This window comes from Sneathiella glossodoripedis JCM 23214, assembly GCF_000616095.1.
In the GTDB taxonomy this organism is placed as follows: domain Bacteria; phylum Pseudomonadota; class Alphaproteobacteria; order Sneathiellales; family Sneathiellaceae; genus Sneathiella; species Sneathiella glossodoripedis.
In genome coordinates this window covers 317,894-335,053 of sequence record NZ_BAMS01000003.1, presented here as the reverse complement: position 1 = coordinate 335,053, position 17,160 = coordinate 317,894, and the positions used below count along the sequence as shown (strand labels likewise).

Below are 17,160 nucleotides of genomic sequence, written 5' to 3'. Positions count from 1 at the left end.
GCTCCGCCGTTGCTGATCAACCCCTTGGGAGGGTTTTCAGAATATCAATGGAAAGTTGCCCAAGTAATCCGCTCAAAATCACAGAATACTGAGTGTAATTTGAAGCGCTATCGCTACTAACATATTTTATTGAATTACGCAGCAAAAGCCGATTATCAACCAGATTTTTCACGGTCCAGCTCGCTTCGAGATGAATTTTGCCATCCGGCATTTTCAGCATCTCGCCGATCACGATTTCAATCTGAAGACTGCCCGCGGGTGGTGTGAAATTTGTCGGATAGCGAAAAACCTGACTTGAACGCATTAATGATGCGAAATCGGCCACCAAAACCCGCTCTATATTTTCCTGAACAGGCTCCGCCCAATGATGAAGATCGTCCACCAGCAGGCGGCCGTCCTTCTCAGCGGTGACAATCTGCGGGCGATCCGCATATCCCGGAATGGACACGGGACCAATCCCGATAAACCGGTCAGTGCCGTCCACTGCGCCTTTAGCATGCGCTGAGAGGTCAACTGCGGTCAAACGGTAGAATTCTGTGGGCGTTGAAGGACCCACGATCCCCTCGCACGCGATCAGCAGAGGCAACAGGCCAATCATGATCAACCACCGCACAAATGTCATCGCCTGAAAATTCTTCATGCTATTTCTTTCCGCTAATCAGTGCATTTGGATTTCGCTCTAAAAATTCGGCCAAATTCCGAACAGAACGGCTCGCCGCAGCGAGTTCACGCAGCATGACCGACAGATCATATTTCAGAGGGGACCCGTCGGCAATCGTCGCGTTGGCCGTTTCGAATAAATGGGTTGCAGATCGCAAGCTGTCATCCACCCGCCGTAAAGCATTACGCCCCTCTATTACGGCCTCATTTATCCGCGGAATTGTGGTTCGATCAACGCTATTTACAACATTCCCAACAGAGACCGCGACATTTTTAACCTCCGATATGGCGGAGGAAAGTTCGCCACTTGCAAATATGGCTTCCAACCCTTTGGCTGTTGCAACCATTGAATTTGTAAGGGTTTCGATGGGAAGCCCCTCAATTTTCTCAACCAGCCGGCTCAATGAAGTTGTGATTTCCTCAAGCTCGGTTGGCAGAGTCGGAAGTTGTTCAAGAGATGTTTGTACATCTACATAATTGCCTTCCTTTTCCGGAAAAAGGTCAAGATCAACAATCAGCTGACCTGTGAGAAAGTTTGTTGATTTAAGCCGCGCACGCAGCCCCTTTTTAACCAATGCGCCAATTGCCTTGTTGCGAAGGGCTTCACCAATTCGGGTCTTGAGTAGCGCATCACTTCGGCGGTGTACCTTCAGACGTTGAGGTTCGATATCTATCACTACCGGAATGTAATAATCACCACTGTCTTCATGGATCTCCAGCGTAATATTTTGAACTGTCCCGATTTTGATGCCCTTGAACTCTACCGCGGAGCCAACGGTCAAACCACTAACTGACCCTTTAAAATACAGTACATACCGCTTACGCTCAGTATAGCTGGAATCCAGCATCTGCTGTCGACTGGAAAAGAGTTTGAATTCATGTCCTTCGCCCGCACGGGGTGAGTTGGTCACATAAACTGGCGGCAAAAATTCGATTGCCCCAGACAAGAGCGCTTGCAGCTATCAGCGCCCACTTCAATACCGGAGGCAGTTACATTTACAGAAACCCCGCCCGCATCCCAAAAGCGCGTATTTTCCTGAACCAAGGCACTGTAAGGTCTTCAATAAACGTAACCAATTCTACACTTTGCTTGTCTTCGGACAGACGATATCCCAGGATATTTCCAACCTGCAACCCCTTGTAAAGCACTGGTGTTCCGCGCTTAACATTGCCAAGGCGTTCAGCCCGCAAGATAAATTCCCGCCCCGGTACGGTGGAGGAAATAACAGGCGGACTGGCGAGGCCCTTAAACTCCCGAAGAGGCTCCCCTCCCTCCCCCGGGTCGATTTCAAGGTAGGAGCCAGACAGCAAGGTATCGAGCCCCTTGATGCCATCAAGACTAATCGCAGGTGACACTACCCAGATGCGAGCCGTATCTGTGAGGTATTTTTCCGCCCTCTTCTGCATGGAGACAAAAACGCGCGCACCGTCCAGTTCATCTGTGATTTCAATGCGATCCACGGTGCCGATAGCAACATCTCTGTAACGTATTTCGGTGACACCCGCTTCAATACCCTTCGCACTGGAGAGCAGGACGGAAATTTCCGGACCTTCATTGATATAGGATTTGAGGATAAGCCAAGCTGCAATACCGACAGCGAGAAGCGGAATGAGCCAGATACTGAGCAGTCCCCAATATCCCTGCTTGACCAAAGGCTTTGGCGCTCTCAACTCTTCCTTTTCAGACATGATCAGGGTTCCTGTGAAGTTTATCCCAAATCAGTCGCGGGTCAAATGCCCGAGAAGCCAACATTGTCAGCACCACAACTGCGGCAAATGCCATTGCCCCTACGCCCGGCTCAATACTGGCGAGTTCCTTCAAACTTACAATTGTCACCAATATCGAAATCATGAAAATATCGATCATGGACCAGCGCCCAATCCACTCCACAAACCGATAAAGTCTGGATCTAAAAAACGGGTTCCACTGCCAATCAAATTGAACTGAAAGCGTTAAGAAGGCCAATGCCGCAATCTTAAATATTGGCACAAAGACGCTGGCAATAAAAACCACGATCCCAATCCCCCACTGCCCCGTATGAAATAGCTGGATTATCCCGCTCAAAATAGTTTCCTTGCTTTGTCTGGCGAAGGAAGTCAGCGTCATTATAGGAAAAATATTTGCTGGAATGTAAAGAATAAAAGCTGCGCTCAAATATGCCCAGCATCTGCCGATGCTATACTTTTTTCGAAAAGAGACCTCATTATGACATCTGGGGCAATGCACGGTTTCAACGCCGACCGAGTTCATATCAATAATCAAATGACAAACAAGGCAACTGGTTACACCAATGGCTTTTCCGGTTTGCAGTTCAGACATACCCAGCCTCCTGCTGTGCGAAAGGAGCACGACGCCAAAGTGCCTGGAAATCCAGCGTCGCAAAAGCCAGCAAAGTACAAATCACCATCGCGATAATACTAAGAAGGGATAACCCTATATGAACCACCGCAAAATCACCAAGCTTTACATAGGCAACCATGACGCCAACCAGAAGGATTTCTGCCATCGCCCAAGGGCGCAGAAAAATCAAACATTTGAGCTGCCATTCAAAAAATCGGGGCCGAAACCCAAACTGCAATGGCAACAGGAGGCTTATTAGAAAACAGAGAATTAAAACTGGTGCAATCACACTTAACAACAACACCAATGCGCCGAGCATCCAGTAATCTGTCTGCAAAAATATGAGAACACCATCGATTAACTGATTTTGCTTCGTATTCCCACGCATGGAAAAACTCAGAATAGGAAACATGTTGGCGAGAACAAAGAACATGAAACCTGCTATGGAAAAAGCCAGCGGAACAGAGAATTCGCTCCCCTGCTTCTGATACAATAATGCACCACATCTGGAGCAATGAGCGGAACTTCCATGCACCAAATCAGTATTTTTATGTACCAGGTCGCACTCATGACAAAGATGGATTTTTGCCTTCAAACGATCTGCCCCCAATTTTTGCCCGCACAGCTTCAAGACCCATAGTATAACCTATGACGAATTTTGCCATCGAACTTTTCAAGATTAATTCTTCAAGGAGATGACATAAATCACATTTAACTATTGTATTTACATAATTTTACAATAATATTTGTGAAAATTGACGTTTTGAGCTTGTGGCTCCGCTGAAAACAGACTAACTCAAAGTCAGAGAATTTGAATCACTGCCGAAAATCAAGAGTTAATTTATGATAGAAAAACATCTTACTCATTTGCGTCAACTTGAGGCTGAAAGCATCCACATATTTCGCGAGGTTGCTGCGGAGTTTGAAAAACCTGTCATGCTATACTCAATCGGCAAGGACAGTTCCGTTCTGTTACACCTAGCGCGCAAGGCTTTTCATCCATCGCCAATTCCCTTCCCATTATTACATGTAGACACGACGTGGAAATTCCGTGAGATGATTTCTTTTCGTGACCAGATTGCCAAAGATTATAATCTGGATCTTCTGGTGCATATAAATGAGGAAGGCGTCAAACAAGGAATTGGCCCATTTACTCATGGATCTGCGCTTCATACGGATGTGATGAAAACGGAGTCTCTGAAACAGGCCCTCAACCATTATAAATTTGATGCAGCATTTGGCGGAGCACGCCGAGACGAAGAGGCATCCCGGGCAAAAGAACGTATTTTCTCGTTTCGAACCGAAACTCATCGCTGGGACCCCAAAAACCAGCGCCCTGAGCTCTGGAATATTTACAACGCAAGGGTTCGCAAAGGTGAAAGCATCCGGGCCTTTCCATTATCCAACTGGACGGAGTTGGATATTTGGCAATATATCTATCTGGAAAACATCCCCATCGTGCCGCTGTATTTTGCAAAAGAACGCCCCGTGGTTGAACGGGACGGTATGTTGATAATGGTAGATGATGAGCGCATGCCTCTGAATGAAGGGGAAGTTCCGCAAATGAAATCTGTTCGATTTAGAACGCTTGGCTGTTATCCGCTAACGGGTGCAATTGAATCTACTGCAGCGACCCTTCCGGAAATCATTCAGGAAATGCTGGTTGCCAAGACATCGGAAAGACAAGGCCGCCTGATCGACAAGGACCAGTCAGGTTCGATGGAAAGAAAAAAACAGGAGGGCTATTTCTAATGAGCGTTAAACAGGAAATCAGCGCCGATATTGAACAATATCTGAAGTCACAGGAAGAAAAAGGAATGCTGCGCTTCATCACATGCGGCAGCGTGGATGATGGGAAAAGCACGTTGATCGGGCGCTTGCTTTGGGATTCCAAAATGCTGTTTGAAGATCAGCTAGCTACGCTCGCGTCCGAAAGTAAACGCGTAGGTACGCAGGGAGGCAACATTGACTATGCGCTTCTTCTGGATGGGCTTCAGGCAGAACGCGAACAGGTATAACAATTGATGTTGCCTATCGCTTTTTTGCAACCGATAAACGCAAGTTCATTGTGGCCGATACACCGGGCCATGAGCAGTATACGCGCAATATGGTCACTGGTGCTTCTACAGCGGACGTGGCAGTTATCCTGATTGATGCCCGCAAAGGTATCCTGACACAAACCATGCGCCACAGCTTCCTCGTTTCCCTGTTAGGTATCAAACACATTGTTCTGGCAGTGAACAAGATGGATCTGGTTGAGTATGAAGAAAAAACCTTCCGCGAAATAGTTAGCGCTTATGAAAAATTTGCATCTCAACTAACCTTTGAGACGATAACAGCTATCCCTCTTTCCGCACTGGAGGGAGATAACGTTATTGCGCCAAGTACCAACACTCCTTGGTATGAAGGACCTTCGCTAATTACTCAGCTGGAAACAGTTCAGACAACCGAAGATTTGGTTGAAAAACCGTTTCGGATGCCTGTGCAATGGGTCAATCGTCCCAATCTTGATTTCCGAGGTTTTTCCGGCACCGTATCAAGTGGCTCGATCAAGGTCGGAGATGGTATTGTTGAACCAACCTCCGGACAATCAAGCAAAGTTAGAGAAATTGTGACCTTCGATGGTAATTTGGATGAAGCCATTGCCGGTCAGGCTGTGACAATCACGCTTGAAGACGAAATTGACATCAGTCGCGGAGATGTATTGTGCGCCTTACAAGACAGACCGGCAACAGCAGACCAATTTGAAGCCAAGCTTGTCTGGATGAGTGATGAGGAATTACTGCCCAGCAGAAACTATATTTTAAAACTGGGAACCACTACGTCATCCGCGCGGGTCACTGCGCTGAAACATAAAATCAACGTCAATACACTTGAGAAAACCGCAGCCAAGACACTTGAGCTCAACGAGATTGGTGTCTGTAATTTCGCGTTAGACAAAGCGATCTCGTTCGACCCCTATCAGGAGAACCGAAAAACCGGCTCGTTCATTCTGATCGATCGCTTTAGCAATGCAACTGTAGGGGCCGGAGTTATCGATTTTGCCTTGCGCCGCGCCGAAAATATCCATTGGCAATCTGTCGACATCCATAAAGATGCTAGGGCAGAACAAAAGGGGCAGAGACCAGCGGTTCTTTGGTTTACTGGATTGTCCGGATCTGGAAAATCGACAATTGCCAATGCGTTAGAGAAAAAACTTCATTCCATAGGTAAGCATACATATCTACTGGATGGAGATAATGTTCGTCATGGCCTAAACAAAGATCTGGGCTTCACCGACGCGGATCGCGTTGAAAATATTCGGCGTGTCGGTGAAACGGCTAAACTCTTTGTTGACGCAGGCCTCATCACCTTGGTGTCGTTTATTTCACCTTTCCGCAGTGAACGTCAAATGGCCCGTAACCTGATGGAAGAGGGAGAGTTTTTAGAAGTCTTTGTCGACACACCGCTTGAGATTTGCGAACAAAGAGACATCAAGGGCCTCTATGCGAAAGCCCGTGCCGGAGAAATTAAAAATTTCACAGGCATTGATTCCGATTATGAAAGACCGGAAAACGCAGAAATTATAATTGACGGCGCCAATACTGCCATAGAAGACGCGGCAGATATCATCATTGCCGAACTGAAAAGCAGAGGCATGATTTAGTTTCAAAACTCCGGGGGCGCTGCCCCCGGATGGCTATTTCACAAGCCGCATCAGATATTCACCATACCCGCTTTTCATAAGAGGAGCCGCCAGAAGCTCTAATTGCGCGCTATCAATATATCCACGCATGTAGGCGATTTCTTCTGGGCAGGCTATTTTCAGCCCTTGCCGCTTTTCGATGGTTTGCACAAAGGAAGATGCTTCCATCAAATTATCATGAGTTCCTGTATCCAACCAAGCACTGCCGCGCCCCAAAAATTCCATCTGCAACTCGCCCTTTTCAAGGTACAATCGGTTCAGATCAGTAATTTCCAATTCACCCCGGGCGCTGGGCTTTAGAGACTTAGCCATTTCAACTACCTGGCTATCATAAAAATAAAGTCCTGTAATCGCGTAATTGGATTTTGGGTTTTCGGGTTTCTCTTCCACACCGATCACTTTTCCAGAACCGTCAAATTCAGCAACGCCGTAAGCAGTTGGGTTTGACACATGATAGCCAAAAACAGTTGCACCAGTTTGCCGTGATACAGCATTTGACAGCAATTTGCTGAACTGCGTCGCATAAAAAATATTATCTCCCAGGATCAACACTGAAGGATTATTGCCTATATGCTTCTCCCCAATTATAAAGGCTTGAGCAAGGCCATCGGGCGATGGCTGAACCTCATAGGAGATATTTATCCCCCATTGCGAGCCATCTTTTAACAAACGCACAAACAATGATTGTTCTTCTGGGGTGGTGATTATCAAAACATCACGGATCCCAGCCAACATCAAAGTCGTTAGAGGATAATAAATCATTGGCTTGTCATATACTGGCATAAGTTGCTTGCTAACTGCCAAAGTAAGCGGATGCAGACGAGAGCCGGTTCCTCCTGCCAGAATAATCCCTTTATGTGCCATTTGATCCAATCCCCTCGATATGACCTGCCATCATAAGATGTAAGTCCGATAATTTCATACTCTGGCTACCGCAATTGACTTTAAAAATCACTAATAGAATTCATTCCTTGAAGCATTTAAACGAAATCCGATATTCATATGGGAAGCTATAATTCGAAAGTTATCACATGCAACAGGTAATCGATTGGGTTTTGAGTGACGGACGTAGAGAGAAAGACGCCCTTTCCTTTATCAACACCCTATGTGATCGCATACTTGGATATGGCATACCCATCGCCCGAATGCGGATCGGGTTTCGCACCATTCATCCTCAGCTTGATATTTGGGCTTACATCTGGACAAGAGAAGATGGCCGCGCCGTTGACTGGGGCGGTGAACACGGAATTCGAAGTAGCTCCAGCTATTATGGCAGCCCTGCTGAATGGGTCCACAAACATCAGAAACCTTTTCGGCGTCGGTTGGACAGGCTCGACCCAGAAACGGACCATAATGTTTTATTCGAGCAAGCGAAAGAAGGGCTTGTTGATTATTTGATGCTGCCCATGTGGTTCATGGATGACACCATCCCCATTATTACATTTGTCACGGACCATAGCGAAGGTTTCACCGATCAGATGGTAGCGGACCTGGAAGTATTGGCGAAATATGTTTCTCCTATCATCGAAATTCACGCCAATCGGAAAATAGCGGTGACACTTCTGGAGACATATGTGGGGCACCGATCCGGTCAGCATGTGCTTGAAGGACAAATCCAGCGAGGTGATGGCGAAGAGATTGAGGCCGCTATCTGGTTCTGTGACTTGCGCGGTTTTACGCGACTTAGCAATAGCCTGCCCAAAGCCGATCTGTTTTCGTTACTCAACACCTATTTTGAAATCGTAGGTCGTCATATCACCGAAAACAATGGAGAGATTTTAAAGTTCGTCGGCGACGCGGTTCTAGCCGTTTTTCCAAAAGAACACGAACGCAGCAAAGAACAATGCTGTGCTGATGCTCTTTCAGCAGCACAATCCGCACTTGCAGAAGCCAAGGCAATAAAAAATGTTGACCATCTGAATTTCGGTATTGGCTTACATTATGGTAAAGCCATGTTTGGAAATGTAGGAACCAGCAACCGCCTGGATTTCACTGTCATTGGTCACGCAGTGAACCTGGCCTCGAGAGTTGAGGCTTTAACAAAGTCGGCATCTCATAACCTATTGTTGTCAGAAGATTTTGCAACGATCAGCGTTCAGAAAAGCAACCCGATTGGCGTATTCAACCTACACGGAATTGAAGCCCCGCAAACCGTTTATTTCATACCCGATTTTTAAACCTTATCGGAGATCATAAGGCCAGTCATCAGGTCCAGGTGCGCCCCGCCCCCATTTTTGAAAATTGTGATCTCCTCTTCTGATCGCCGCCCAGTGCCGCCGTTGCATAAATCCCGAAAATCCCCCAAAATATCAGCTTCATTAAGGATGCCGCTCTGCATCGGAATAATGAGCTCCCCAATTTCGCCAATGGTTGTCTCTCTCGCGTCTACGAAAAGTCGCCCTTTGCGAATGAGGTCGTCGTCCGCTTCACGCATATCGGGGCGATAGGCGCCGATCAAGTCGATATGAGAGCCGGGCTGAACCCACTCCCCTTTCAAAACCGGTGATTTTGACATGGTTGCGGTTGAAATTATGTCTGCAGTTCGAACGGCATTCTCCAGATCCGCAGCCACTTCCACTTCAACACCTTTTTGAGCGAACGCGTCAGCAAGTTTCTGGGCTTTTTCAATTGTTCTGTTCCAGATGACAAATCGCTGCAGTGATGGGAATACTTCCCGATAGGCATCAATAAGACTTTCGGCCACAGTACCTGCCCCGATGACCAAATACGTTTGAACATCCTTTCGAGCGAGAATTCGCGCACCCAAAACGCTATCTCCTGCTGTTTTCCACTTCGTCACCAACGGACCATCGATGACAGAGCGCAGTGCGCCATTCTGTGGATCAAAGATCAACATAGCCCCTTGCACGGAAGGTTGCGGCGGCTTTTTAGCCGGGTTTTCCGGGAATACAGTCACTGATTTAAGGGCGATCCCCAAACCATCAATCCATGCACCGCGCGAAAGCAGACTTTTATCGCCCTCAGTCAGCAGAAGATCACCAATTTGCGCCTCTTTCAAACGGTGGCCTGCTTCAATCGCATCAGCAGTTTCAGTCCAGTTTAATAGCGGATCCGCTTGCTCGAACGAGATAACTTGCATTTTATGTCCCTGAAATTTTTTACGCAGCGTAGCGGGTCTTAAATTGCAGGGCAAGTAGTGAGTTACTCTTGTGCGAGTAATGCTTGCCAATGCTTGTCAGCATCTTTGATGCGGGCATCAATGCCTGTGCTTTGCCACCTTTTACGGCCCGCCTCATGTCCAAAAAAATAGAGTTTTCCCTTATGAATAAGCCAAACTCCCGGATCGATATCCGAAAGGTTACCCAAACTCATCTGGTTGGAACAATATCCCCCATATTGAGGCGCATACTGTTCAGGGTTCGCGGCAAAAAGATCCCTGCTATTGGCATCCGCAAATTGCCAAAGGGCGCCTTTCCACTCAAACTCATAATTGCTGTCACCTTCAACAGCCTTTGCTTCAGAAAAATATCTTGGCGCATCATACCCATGAAGAGCAGAGTTGCCAAAATAGCCTGTGTTGATTTGTTCAAAGGCGAGCGCGCCAGTGGAAAAAAGCAAGCAAACGGCCGTGATTAACACTTTCTGGATCATTACATCCTCCCGTAAAGAGACTTATCTTAATGACCGGCGATCATGCTCCTGTTAAATCACTTTTGCGTTAGCGGCTTCGATCGTAACCCAGGTTTGAAGCCAGCCATCGTTCAGCCTGCTGTAAATCAACACCTTTTCTTTTCGCGTAATCTTCCACCTGATCTTGCGCAATCTTGCCGACACCAAAATATCGTGCATCCGGATGAGAGAAATAATATCCCGAAACAGAGGATGCAGGCAGCATGGCGAAGCCTTCCGTCAAGGTGGCTCCTATTCTTTCTTCGACTTCCAATAGATCAAACAGACCTACCTTTTCGGAATGATCAGGACATGCCGGATACCCAGGAGCTGGCCGAATACCCCGGTATCTTTCCTTTATCAGATCACTATTGTCCAATGCTTCATCAGCGGCATATCCCCAAAGTTCAGTGCGAACTTTTTCGTGCATATATTCCGCTGTCGCTTCTGCAAACCGGTCTGCCAGTGCTTTTAACAGGATGCTGCTATAATCATCATGTGTCTTTTCAAATTCCGCGAGCTTTTCTTCAATTCCAAGCCCTCCTGTAACCATGAAGCAGCCTAGATAATCCGGGATCTCCATATCAATTGGAGCAATAAAATCCGCGAGGGAGTAATTGGCGCGTGAATTTGAGCGGTTCATTTGCTGGCGCAGGAAATGAAAGCGGTGGATGACTTCATCTCTGTTATCATCCTTGTAAAGCACCACGTCATCACCATCTCTTGCTGCTGGGAAAAACCCGACCACAGCCTTAATCTGCAGCCAATTTTCCTCAACTATGCGGCTCAACATAGTTTGCGCATCATTATAGAGCTCGGTTGCAGTCTCCCCAACAACTTCATCTTCCAAAATCTGCGGAAAATGTCCAGCCAGCTCCCAGGTTCTAAAGAAAGGTGACCAGTCAAAATAGTTAATGATGGTCGCTGGATCGATAGCGTCGAACTGACGAATTCCTACAAAAGCCGGTTTGGGTGGCTCATACCCCTGCCAATTAACCGTAGCTGCATTTTTACGCGCCTCCTCAATTGGGGAAAACGCATCAGGCTTAGATTTTCGATAATAATTTTCGCGAACCTGTTCGTATTCAGCCTTAATGTCATTCACCAGTTTTTGTCGGTTATCCGCGCTGATCAACTGGGTCGCAAAACCCACCGCCCGCGACGCGTCAGTCACATAAATAGTCGTCCCCTCGTAATTGGGAGCGATTTTTAGTGCTGTGTGGACCTTGGAAGTTGTCGCACCGCCGATCAGCAGAGGTGTATGAAACTCACTGCGTTGCATTTCCGCAGCTACAGTTGCCATCTCTTCAAGTGAGGGGGTGATGAGGCCACTCAGACCAATAATATCCACATTTTCAGCCTTCGCGGTTTCGAGGATTTTGGTATATGGAACCATCACACCCAGATCAATCACCTCAAAATTATTACACTGCAAAACCACGCCCACGATATTCTTGCCAATATCATGAACATCGCCCTTCACAGTCGCGAGTAGGATTTTCCCTTTGCTATCCGATTCACCGGTGCTTGACTTTTCTGCCTCGATAAAGGGGAGCAAATAGGCCACTGCCTGTTTCATGACACGGGCACTTTTAACCACCTGAGGCAAAAACATTTTACCCGATCCAAACAGATCGCCGACCACATTCATTCCATCCATTAACGGACCTTCAATCACCTGTATCGGGCGATCGAACTGCTGACGTGCCTCTTCGGTATCCTGTTCGATAAATTCGGAAATTCCTTTGACTAGAGAATGAGTAAGACGTTCACCAACGCTCCCCTCTCGCCAGCTATCATCCTGTGCCTTGGTACTTTTTTGACCAACGGCCTGCTCTGCCACTTCAAGCAGCCTTTCTGTAGCGTCGCTCCGGCGATTTAAGACCGCATCTTCTATCCGCTCGCGCAAATCTTCAGGAATATCCGAATATACAGCAAGCTGACCAGCATTGACGATGCCCATGTCCATTCCAGCCTTCACCGCATGGTACAAAAACACAGCATGCATAGCTTCGCGCATGGGGTTATTCCCGCGAAGGGAAAAGGACATATTGCTCACACCACCGCTTACCTTGGCGAAAGGCAGGTTTTTCTTGATATAGGCCGTTGCCTCGATGAAATCCTTTGAAAAATTATTATGTTCATCAATTCCCGTTGCGATCGGGAAAATGTTAGGATCAAAAATAATATCCTGTGGCGGAAACCCAACTTCCTCGGTCAGAATTTTATAGGATTTACTGCAAATCTCGATCATGCGGTCAAATGAATCCGCCTGCCCCTGCTCATCGAACGCCATGACAATAGCAGCAAATCCAAACTTTCGAATTTCCCGAGCATGTCGAATAAATTCTTCGCGTCCCTCTTTAAGGGATATGGAATTGACAACGCCTTTACCTTGAACCGTCTTCAAGCCTGCTTCTAGAACAGCCCATTTGGAGCTATCAATCATGATTGGCACCCGGCTGATATCCGGCTCTGACGCAATCAGCTTCAAGAAGGTGGGCATCGCTGTTTCCGCTTCCAGCATGGCGTCATCCATATTGACGTCCACAACCTGTGCACCGTTTTCCACCTGATCGCGAGCTACATCCAGTGCAGTATCAAAATCCCCATTCATGATCAGTTTTTTGAACTTGGCCGACCCTGCCACATTGGTTCGCTCACCAACATTTACAAATCCGACAGTGTCGTTCAAATACAGTGGCTCAAGACCACTTAATCGGCAAATCGTATCTTTTTCGGGGATTTTACGAGGTTCAAATAAGGACACGGCCTTAGAAATAGCGGCAATATGCTCAGGCCGCGTTCCACAACAACCACCGACAATATTCACAAGCTCGCTTTTAGCAAATTCACCAAGCATGCTTGCCATATATTCCGGTGTATCATCATACTCGCCAAGCTCGTTTGGTAGACCTGCATTGGGATGTACACTAACACCAGTATCCGCTATTGAAGAAACGGCCTGCACGTGAGGACGTAAATCCTTGGCGCCCAAAGCGCAATTGAACCCTATGGATATTGGTTCAACATGCGCAACTGACGCCCAGAAAGCCTCCGCTGTTTGACCGGATAGCGTCCGCCCTGATGCATCCGTGATTGTTCCTGAGACCATGACCGGATAACGAACACCGGTTTCTTCAAAATACTGAAGCACCGCATAAATTGCAGCTTTGCAATTTAGCGTATCGAACACTGTTTCAATAAGGATGATATCAGCGCCACCGTCAATTAACCCTCGCAAATTCTCATCATAGGCGTCAACAATTTCATCAAAAGTAACGTTGCGAAAGCCCGGATCATTTACATCTGGTGAAATGGACGCAGTCCGATTGGTAGGACCAAGCACTCCCGCAACAAATCGCGGTTTTTCGGGTGTTTTTTCACTCCAACGATCGGCGACTTTCCGGGCCAGCTCAGCACTTTGTCGGTTTAACCGGTACACCTGGTCTTCCAGCTTGTAGTCAGCTTGCGCAATTGACGTCCCGCTGAAAGTGTTAGTTTCCAATATATCAGCACCAGCGGCCAGAAACTGATCATGTATCTGCTCAATCACGTCTGGTCTGGTAAGGGATAACAGATCACTGTTCCCTTTCAGATCCACCTCGGTATCTTGAAAGTCTTCTCCGCGATAATCCTGTTCTGTCAATCCATATGTTTGGATCATGGTGCCCATTGCACCATCAAGCACAAGAATACGATCAGACAACAGCTTTTCCAGCTTGAGATAACTCTGAGACTTTTTCATTTCAAAACACCATTTGGCGGTCAAATTTAATGTTACTAATGCCCCCTTCAGGAGGCTGGATTTGGACGAACACCCATCGAATGACAAACGGCATATACCAGATCCGCGCGGTTCAGGGTGTAAAAGTGAAAATCACTTACACCAGCTTTTTGCAGGATTCTGCATTGTTCTGATGCAACCATTGCAGCTACGAGTTTGCGGGTTGCCGCGTCTTCCTCTATCCCTTCAAACAGATGGGTAAGCCAAGCTGGCACCTGCATGCCGCACTGTGCGCTAAACTTCTTTATATTTGAATAACTCGTTACTGGTAAGATCCCCGGAATAATTGGAATGTCAATTCCTTGTGCAAGTGCCCGATCCAGAAACCGCAGGTAAGTTTCAGGATCAAAAAAGAACTGTGTAATAGCGCGCGTTGCACCCGCATCCATTTTCCGTTTGAGATAATCAAGGTCAGCCAGACTACTGGCTGCATCGGGATGAATTTCTGGGTAGCAGCCGACACTAATTTCAAAGTCATGCAGCTTTTTCAGGTGCTCAATCAGTTCCACCGACCCGGCAAATCCATCTTTGCGGGCTTTGAAACGAGCTTCGCCCTCAGGTGGATCTCCCCGAAGCGCCACAATGTGTTTTATGCCACTTTGCCAATATTCTTCGGCAATTTCCTCAATCTCAGCGACAGATGCCCCCACGCACGTCAAATGAGCAGCTGGGTCCATCCTTGTTTCGTTACGAATACGGCTTACCGCTTCGTGAGTACGATCGCGTGTTGTACCTCCAGCTCCGTAAGTTACCGATACAAAACTGGGATCCAAGGGCTCCAGCCTTTTCACTGTCTGCCAAAGATTTTCTGCCATTTTTTCCGTTTTTGGAGGAAAAAATTCAAAGGAAACCTTTACGGCGGAGCGCTTCCCAATAGCAAGTGGTGCTGAGCTTTGTTGTGTAATCTGTGAGTTTGTTGAAGCCAACATTTCTCTATTCCTAATTTTTATCGCTGGCAGCTTCCGCCGACCAGATATTCACAGTGAGAGGGTTTCCTTCCAGAGTTTCAACGGTCGGATTTACAAAGCCGATTTCCTTGCACAACTTCAGCATTTCATCCGCATCGAAGCCCATCTGAACATGGGCATGATCTTCCTGCAGTGATTTGACATTATGAGGTGCAAAATCGATCAACAACATCAGTCCTTTCGGCTTCAGAAGTCGCTGGGCCTCTTCCAATAGCTGCGCGGACGGTCTGAATAATGCAGTACCTGATGCACAACAATCAGATCATAACTCTGATTAGCGAATGGCAGAGTATACATATCCGCAAGTCGCACCTGACATTTTCGCAGGCCTTTTTCTTCAATACTGGCGCGAGCATAGCTCAGCATTTCTCGGCTATTATCGACGCCAGTGGCATGTTCAACCTGATTGCAGAACAGTTCCAGCATCCGCCCTGTTCCGGTACCAATATCCAAAAAATCGGCTATAGCAGATCCATTTTTGCGAGTATGCTCCTGAACCCTACGCCGAAGCACCTTTTCCACGATGGCGTCATCCACATGCAGCGACCTGATTTCATTCCACCGAGAGGCATTCTGCTTAAAATATTCAAGCGCAGCATCATTCCGGGCCTGACGAACCGAATCCAGTCTCTCCAGATCTCTCGAAATAACCGCGTCATTTTCTTCGGTCAAATCCACCAGATAACGAGCAAGCAGAGCATTATCGCCTTTTGATGCAAGTCTGTAGTATACCCAGCTGCCCTCTTGAAAACGATCAAGCAAGCCTGCCTCACAGAGCAACTTCAAATGCCTGGACACACGCGGCTGGCTCTGCCCAAGTATTTGAATTAGCTCACTCACCGTTAGCTCTGCGTGAGCACAAAGCACAAGCAGACGCATACGCGTCTCTTCACCCGCAGCTCGCAGCCCCTGTAGCAGATATTCCATCTCAACAACCTTCAAAAAACCTGAAAATCATATAAACATATATTTATATCTTTGTACAGAAATTATCGAAGCGACTTTTTAGCAACACAGAACTGGAATCATAAAACACCCAAAATCTGTCACTAGTCACGAGATCGTTGCTATGCTAATAAGCTGAAAAAGTGTATATTTTGCCAAATGAGCAATTATGCATAAGAATTAAGTGTACGTTTTTTTGGCACATTAAAGACTTCTGTAACGTTTGTTGTGCTTTATGGCAGTGTTATGTTTCAGGAGTGGAAAAGAGCTTGGGTAAAAAAATGATTTCATTAAAGTTCAAATCGAAGCTGCTAAACGGCTGTTTTGCAATCGCACTGGCGGGATTACTGGGTGCGTGCGCAACACCACCAGGTGAAAACACTGCCGGCGGTATGAACGCTGAAGTCAATGACCCGCTTGAGCCAATGAACAGATATTTCCACGATGTAAATTTCGCACTAGATGAACTGGCGCTTAAACCCGTTTCTCACATATACCGCGATGCATTGCCAGAAGGTGTGAAGAACAGCGTAAGCAATTTCCTGACAAACCTTTCGCAGCCCATTTACTTCCTCAACAACGTTGCACAGGGAGACCTGGACGGTGCTGGTGACAACATGGGTGCTTTCTTTACAAACACTGTGCTGGGTTTCGGTGGATTGTTTGATGTAGCGCAATTGGACACAGACGAAGAAGATTTGGGGCAGACTTTTGCTGTATGGGGTATAGGCGAAGGCCCTTATCTGGTTCTGCCAGTTCTGGGCCCCAACACAACACGCGAAGCTGTCGGAATGGTTGGAGAGCATTTTATTGACCCAGCGAATCTGGTGGTACGCAATAATGATATGGAAAATTTTCCGCTGGTTCGTGCCGGTGTAACCGCGGTTGATTTCCGTTCCAGATCATTAGATGCGCTGGATGAAATTGAGAAAAATTCTATTGATTTCTACGCAGCAATCCGAAGCCTGTACCGCCAAAATCGGAAAAACCTGATTCTGGATGGTGAAGCGGAAAATGCGCCATTGCCAGATATCTCTTTTGAGCAGGAAAATGACAAACCAACATTGAAACAAGTATCATTGCTGTTTGAAAGTGACGAAACAACTGAAAAGAATTCCGCAGCAGCGAAAAACTGAAATTAAAG

At 47.0% G+C, this 17,160-nt stretch carries 15 protein-coding genes and 1 pseudogene; 4 read left to right on the top strand and 12 right to left on the bottom strand.

The features are described from left to right. Positions 1–16: 16 nt before the first annotated feature. Genes JCM23214_RS22670 through JCM23214_RS13860 form a run of 5 tightly spaced genes read right to left on the bottom strand, consistent with a single transcriptional unit; the run spans position 17 to position 3,596 of the window. Positions 17–640: a PqiC family protein gene (locus tag JCM23214_RS22670; RefSeq protein ID WP_025899469.1), complete on the bottom strand. Its 624-nt coding sequence runs from the start codon at positions 638–640 to the stop codon at positions 17–19. A gap of 1 nt (position 641) precedes the next feature. Beyond that, entirely contained in the window at positions 642–1,607 is a 966-nt protein-coding gene (locus tag JCM23214_RS13875; protein ID WP_025899468.1) for an MlaD family protein, read from the bottom strand. A 49-nt stretch (positions 1,608–1,656) separates the two neighbouring features. Beyond that, positions 1,657–2,349 carry an MlaD family protein gene (locus tag JCM23214_RS13870; RefSeq protein ID WP_025899467.1) on the bottom strand — a complete coding sequence of 231 codons (693 nt, stop codon included), beginning with the start codon at positions 2,347–2,349 and terminating at the stop codon, positions 1,657–1,659. Further along, complete coding sequence (locus JCM23214_RS13865) at positions 2,342–2,980, bottom strand: paraquat-inducible protein A (protein WP_025899466.1); 639 nt, start codon at positions 2,978–2,980, stop codon at positions 2,342–2,344. Before JCM23214_RS13865 ends, JCM23214_RS13870 begins: the two co-directional genes overlap by 8 nt. Then, positions 2,973–3,596: a paraquat-inducible protein A gene (locus JCM23214_RS13860; protein ID WP_148301897.1), complete on the bottom strand. Its 624-nt coding sequence runs from the start codon at positions 3,594–3,596 to the stop codon at positions 2,973–2,975. The genes JCM23214_RS13865 and JCM23214_RS13860 overlap by 8 nt, the downstream gene beginning before the upstream one ends. Before the next feature lie 248 nt (positions 3,597–3,844). Between JCM23214_RS13860 and cysD the strand changes: the two genes are divergently transcribed. After that, positions 3,845–4,753, top strand: coding sequence for a sulfate adenylyltransferase subunit CysD (gene cysD, locus JCM23214_RS13855; RefSeq protein WP_025899464.1), 909 nt, complete (start codon positions 3,845–3,847; stop codon positions 4,751–4,753). Continuing rightward, positions 4,753–6,647: pseudogene (gene cysN, locus JCM23214_RS20945) on the top strand (sulfate adenylyltransferase subunit CysN). The gene cysD and the pseudogene cysN overlap by 1 nt, the downstream one beginning before the upstream one ends. A gap of 33 nt (positions 6,648–6,680) precedes the next feature. Here cysN and rfbA read toward each other — a convergent pair. Further along, on the bottom strand, positions 6,681–7,550 hold the full coding sequence (gene rfbA, locus JCM23214_RS13845) for a glucose-1-phosphate thymidylyltransferase RfbA (protein WP_025899463.1): 870 nt from the start codon (positions 7,548–7,550) through the stop codon (positions 6,681–6,683). A 167-nt stretch (positions 7,551–7,717) separates the two neighbouring features. Between rfbA and JCM23214_RS20940 the strand changes: the two genes are divergently transcribed. After that, entirely contained in the window at positions 7,718–8,863 is a 1,146-nt protein-coding gene (locus JCM23214_RS20940) for an adenylate/guanylate cyclase domain-containing protein (RefSeq protein WP_051548178.1), read from the top strand. Here JCM23214_RS20940 and JCM23214_RS20935 read toward each other — a convergent pair. The 6 genes from JCM23214_RS20935 to JCM23214_RS20930 all read right to left on the bottom strand — a co-directional run bounded on the left by JCM23214_RS20935 (position 8,860) and on the right by JCM23214_RS20930 (position 15,998). Beyond that, positions 8,860–9,786, bottom strand: coding sequence for an ornithine cyclodeaminase family protein (locus tag JCM23214_RS20935; protein WP_037493610.1), 927 nt, complete (start codon positions 9,784–9,786; stop codon positions 8,860–8,862). The two genes, JCM23214_RS20940 and JCM23214_RS20935, sit on opposite strands and share 4 nt — an antisense overlap. Before the next feature lie 62 nt (positions 9,787–9,848). Continuing rightward, complete coding sequence (locus tag JCM23214_RS13830) at positions 9,849–10,298, bottom strand: YHS domain-containing (seleno)protein (RefSeq protein WP_025899462.1); 450 nt, start codon at positions 10,296–10,298, stop codon at positions 9,849–9,851. Between the two features lie 67 nt (positions 10,299–10,365). Then, complete coding sequence (gene metH, locus JCM23214_RS13825) at positions 10,366–14,064, bottom strand: methionine synthase (protein WP_025899461.1); 3,699 nt, start codon at positions 14,062–14,064, stop codon at positions 10,366–10,368. A gap of 47 nt (positions 14,065–14,111) precedes the next feature. Further along, positions 14,112–15,032: a methylenetetrahydrofolate reductase [NAD(P)H] gene (gene metF, locus JCM23214_RS13820; protein WP_025899460.1), complete on the bottom strand. Its 921-nt coding sequence runs from the start codon at positions 15,030–15,032 to the stop codon at positions 14,112–14,114. Between the two features lie 10 nt (positions 15,033–15,042). Next, a complete protein-coding gene (locus JCM23214_RS24760) occupies positions 15,043–15,243 on the bottom strand; it encodes a hypothetical protein (protein WP_199899607.1) in 201 nt (66 codons plus the stop codon). 14 nt (positions 15,244–15,257) lie between these two features. Further along, positions 15,258–15,998: a metalloregulator ArsR/SmtB family transcription factor gene (locus JCM23214_RS20930; protein ID WP_199899606.1), complete on the bottom strand. Its 741-nt coding sequence runs from the start codon at positions 15,996–15,998 to the stop codon at positions 15,258–15,260. A gap of 299 nt (positions 15,999–16,297) precedes the next feature. Here JCM23214_RS20930 and JCM23214_RS20925 point away from each other — a divergent pair, with 299 nt between their 5' ends. After that, a complete protein-coding gene (locus JCM23214_RS20925) occupies positions 16,298–17,152 on the top strand; it encodes an MlaA family lipoprotein (RefSeq protein ID WP_148301896.1) in 855 nt (284 codons plus the stop codon). The last annotated feature ends 8 nt before the right edge of the window (positions 17,153–17,160 follow it).

Excerpts from the sequence above, each read along its gene's own strand:
- JCM23214_RS22670 (WP_025899469.1), bottom strand. The coding sequence starts at position 640 with ATGAAGAATTTTCAGGCGATGACATTTGTGCGGTGGTTGATCATGATT.
- JCM23214_RS13870 (WP_025899467.1), bottom strand. The coding sequence starts at position 2,349 with ATGTCTGAAAAGGAAGAGTTGAGAGCGCCAAAGCCTTTGGTCAAGCAG.
- JCM23214_RS13865 (WP_025899466.1), bottom strand. The coding sequence starts at position 2,980 with ATGTCTGAACTGCAAACCGGAAAAGCCATTGGTGTAACCAGTTGCCTT.
- cysD (WP_025899464.1), top strand. The coding sequence starts at position 3,845 with ATGATAGAAAAACATCTTACTCATTTGCGTCAACTTGAGGCTGAAAGC.
- rfbA (WP_025899463.1), bottom strand. The coding sequence starts at position 7,550 with ATGGCACATAAAGGGATTATTCTGGCAGGAGGAACCGGCTCTCGTCTG.
- JCM23214_RS20940 (WP_051548178.1), top strand. The coding sequence starts at position 7,718 with ATGCAACAGGTAATCGATTGGGTTTTGAGTGACGGACGTAGAGAGAAA.
- JCM23214_RS20935 (WP_037493610.1), bottom strand. The coding sequence starts at position 9,786 with ATGCAAGTTATCTCGTTCGAGCAAGCGGATCCGCTATTAAACTGGACT.
- JCM23214_RS13830 (WP_025899462.1), bottom strand. The coding sequence starts at position 10,298 with ATGATCCAGAAAGTGTTAATCACGGCCGTTTGCTTGCTTTTTTCCACT.
- metH (WP_025899461.1), bottom strand. The coding sequence starts at position 14,064 with ATGAAAAAGTCTCAGAGTTATCTCAAGCTGGAAAAGCTGTTGTCTGAT.
- metF (WP_025899460.1), bottom strand. The coding sequence starts at position 15,032 with ATGTTGGCTTCAACAAACTCACAGATTACACAACAAAGCTCAGCACCA.
- JCM23214_RS24760 (WP_199899607.1), bottom strand. The coding sequence starts at position 15,243 with ATGTTGTTGATCGATTTTGCACCTCATAATGTCAAATCACTGCAGGAA.
- JCM23214_RS20930 (WP_199899606.1), bottom strand. The coding sequence starts at position 15,998 with ATGGAATATCTGCTACAGGGGCTGCGAGCTGCGGGTGAAGAGACGCGT.
- JCM23214_RS20925 (WP_148301896.1), top strand. The coding sequence starts at position 16,298 with ATGATTTCATTAAAGTTCAAATCGAAGCTGCTAAACGGCTGTTTTGCA.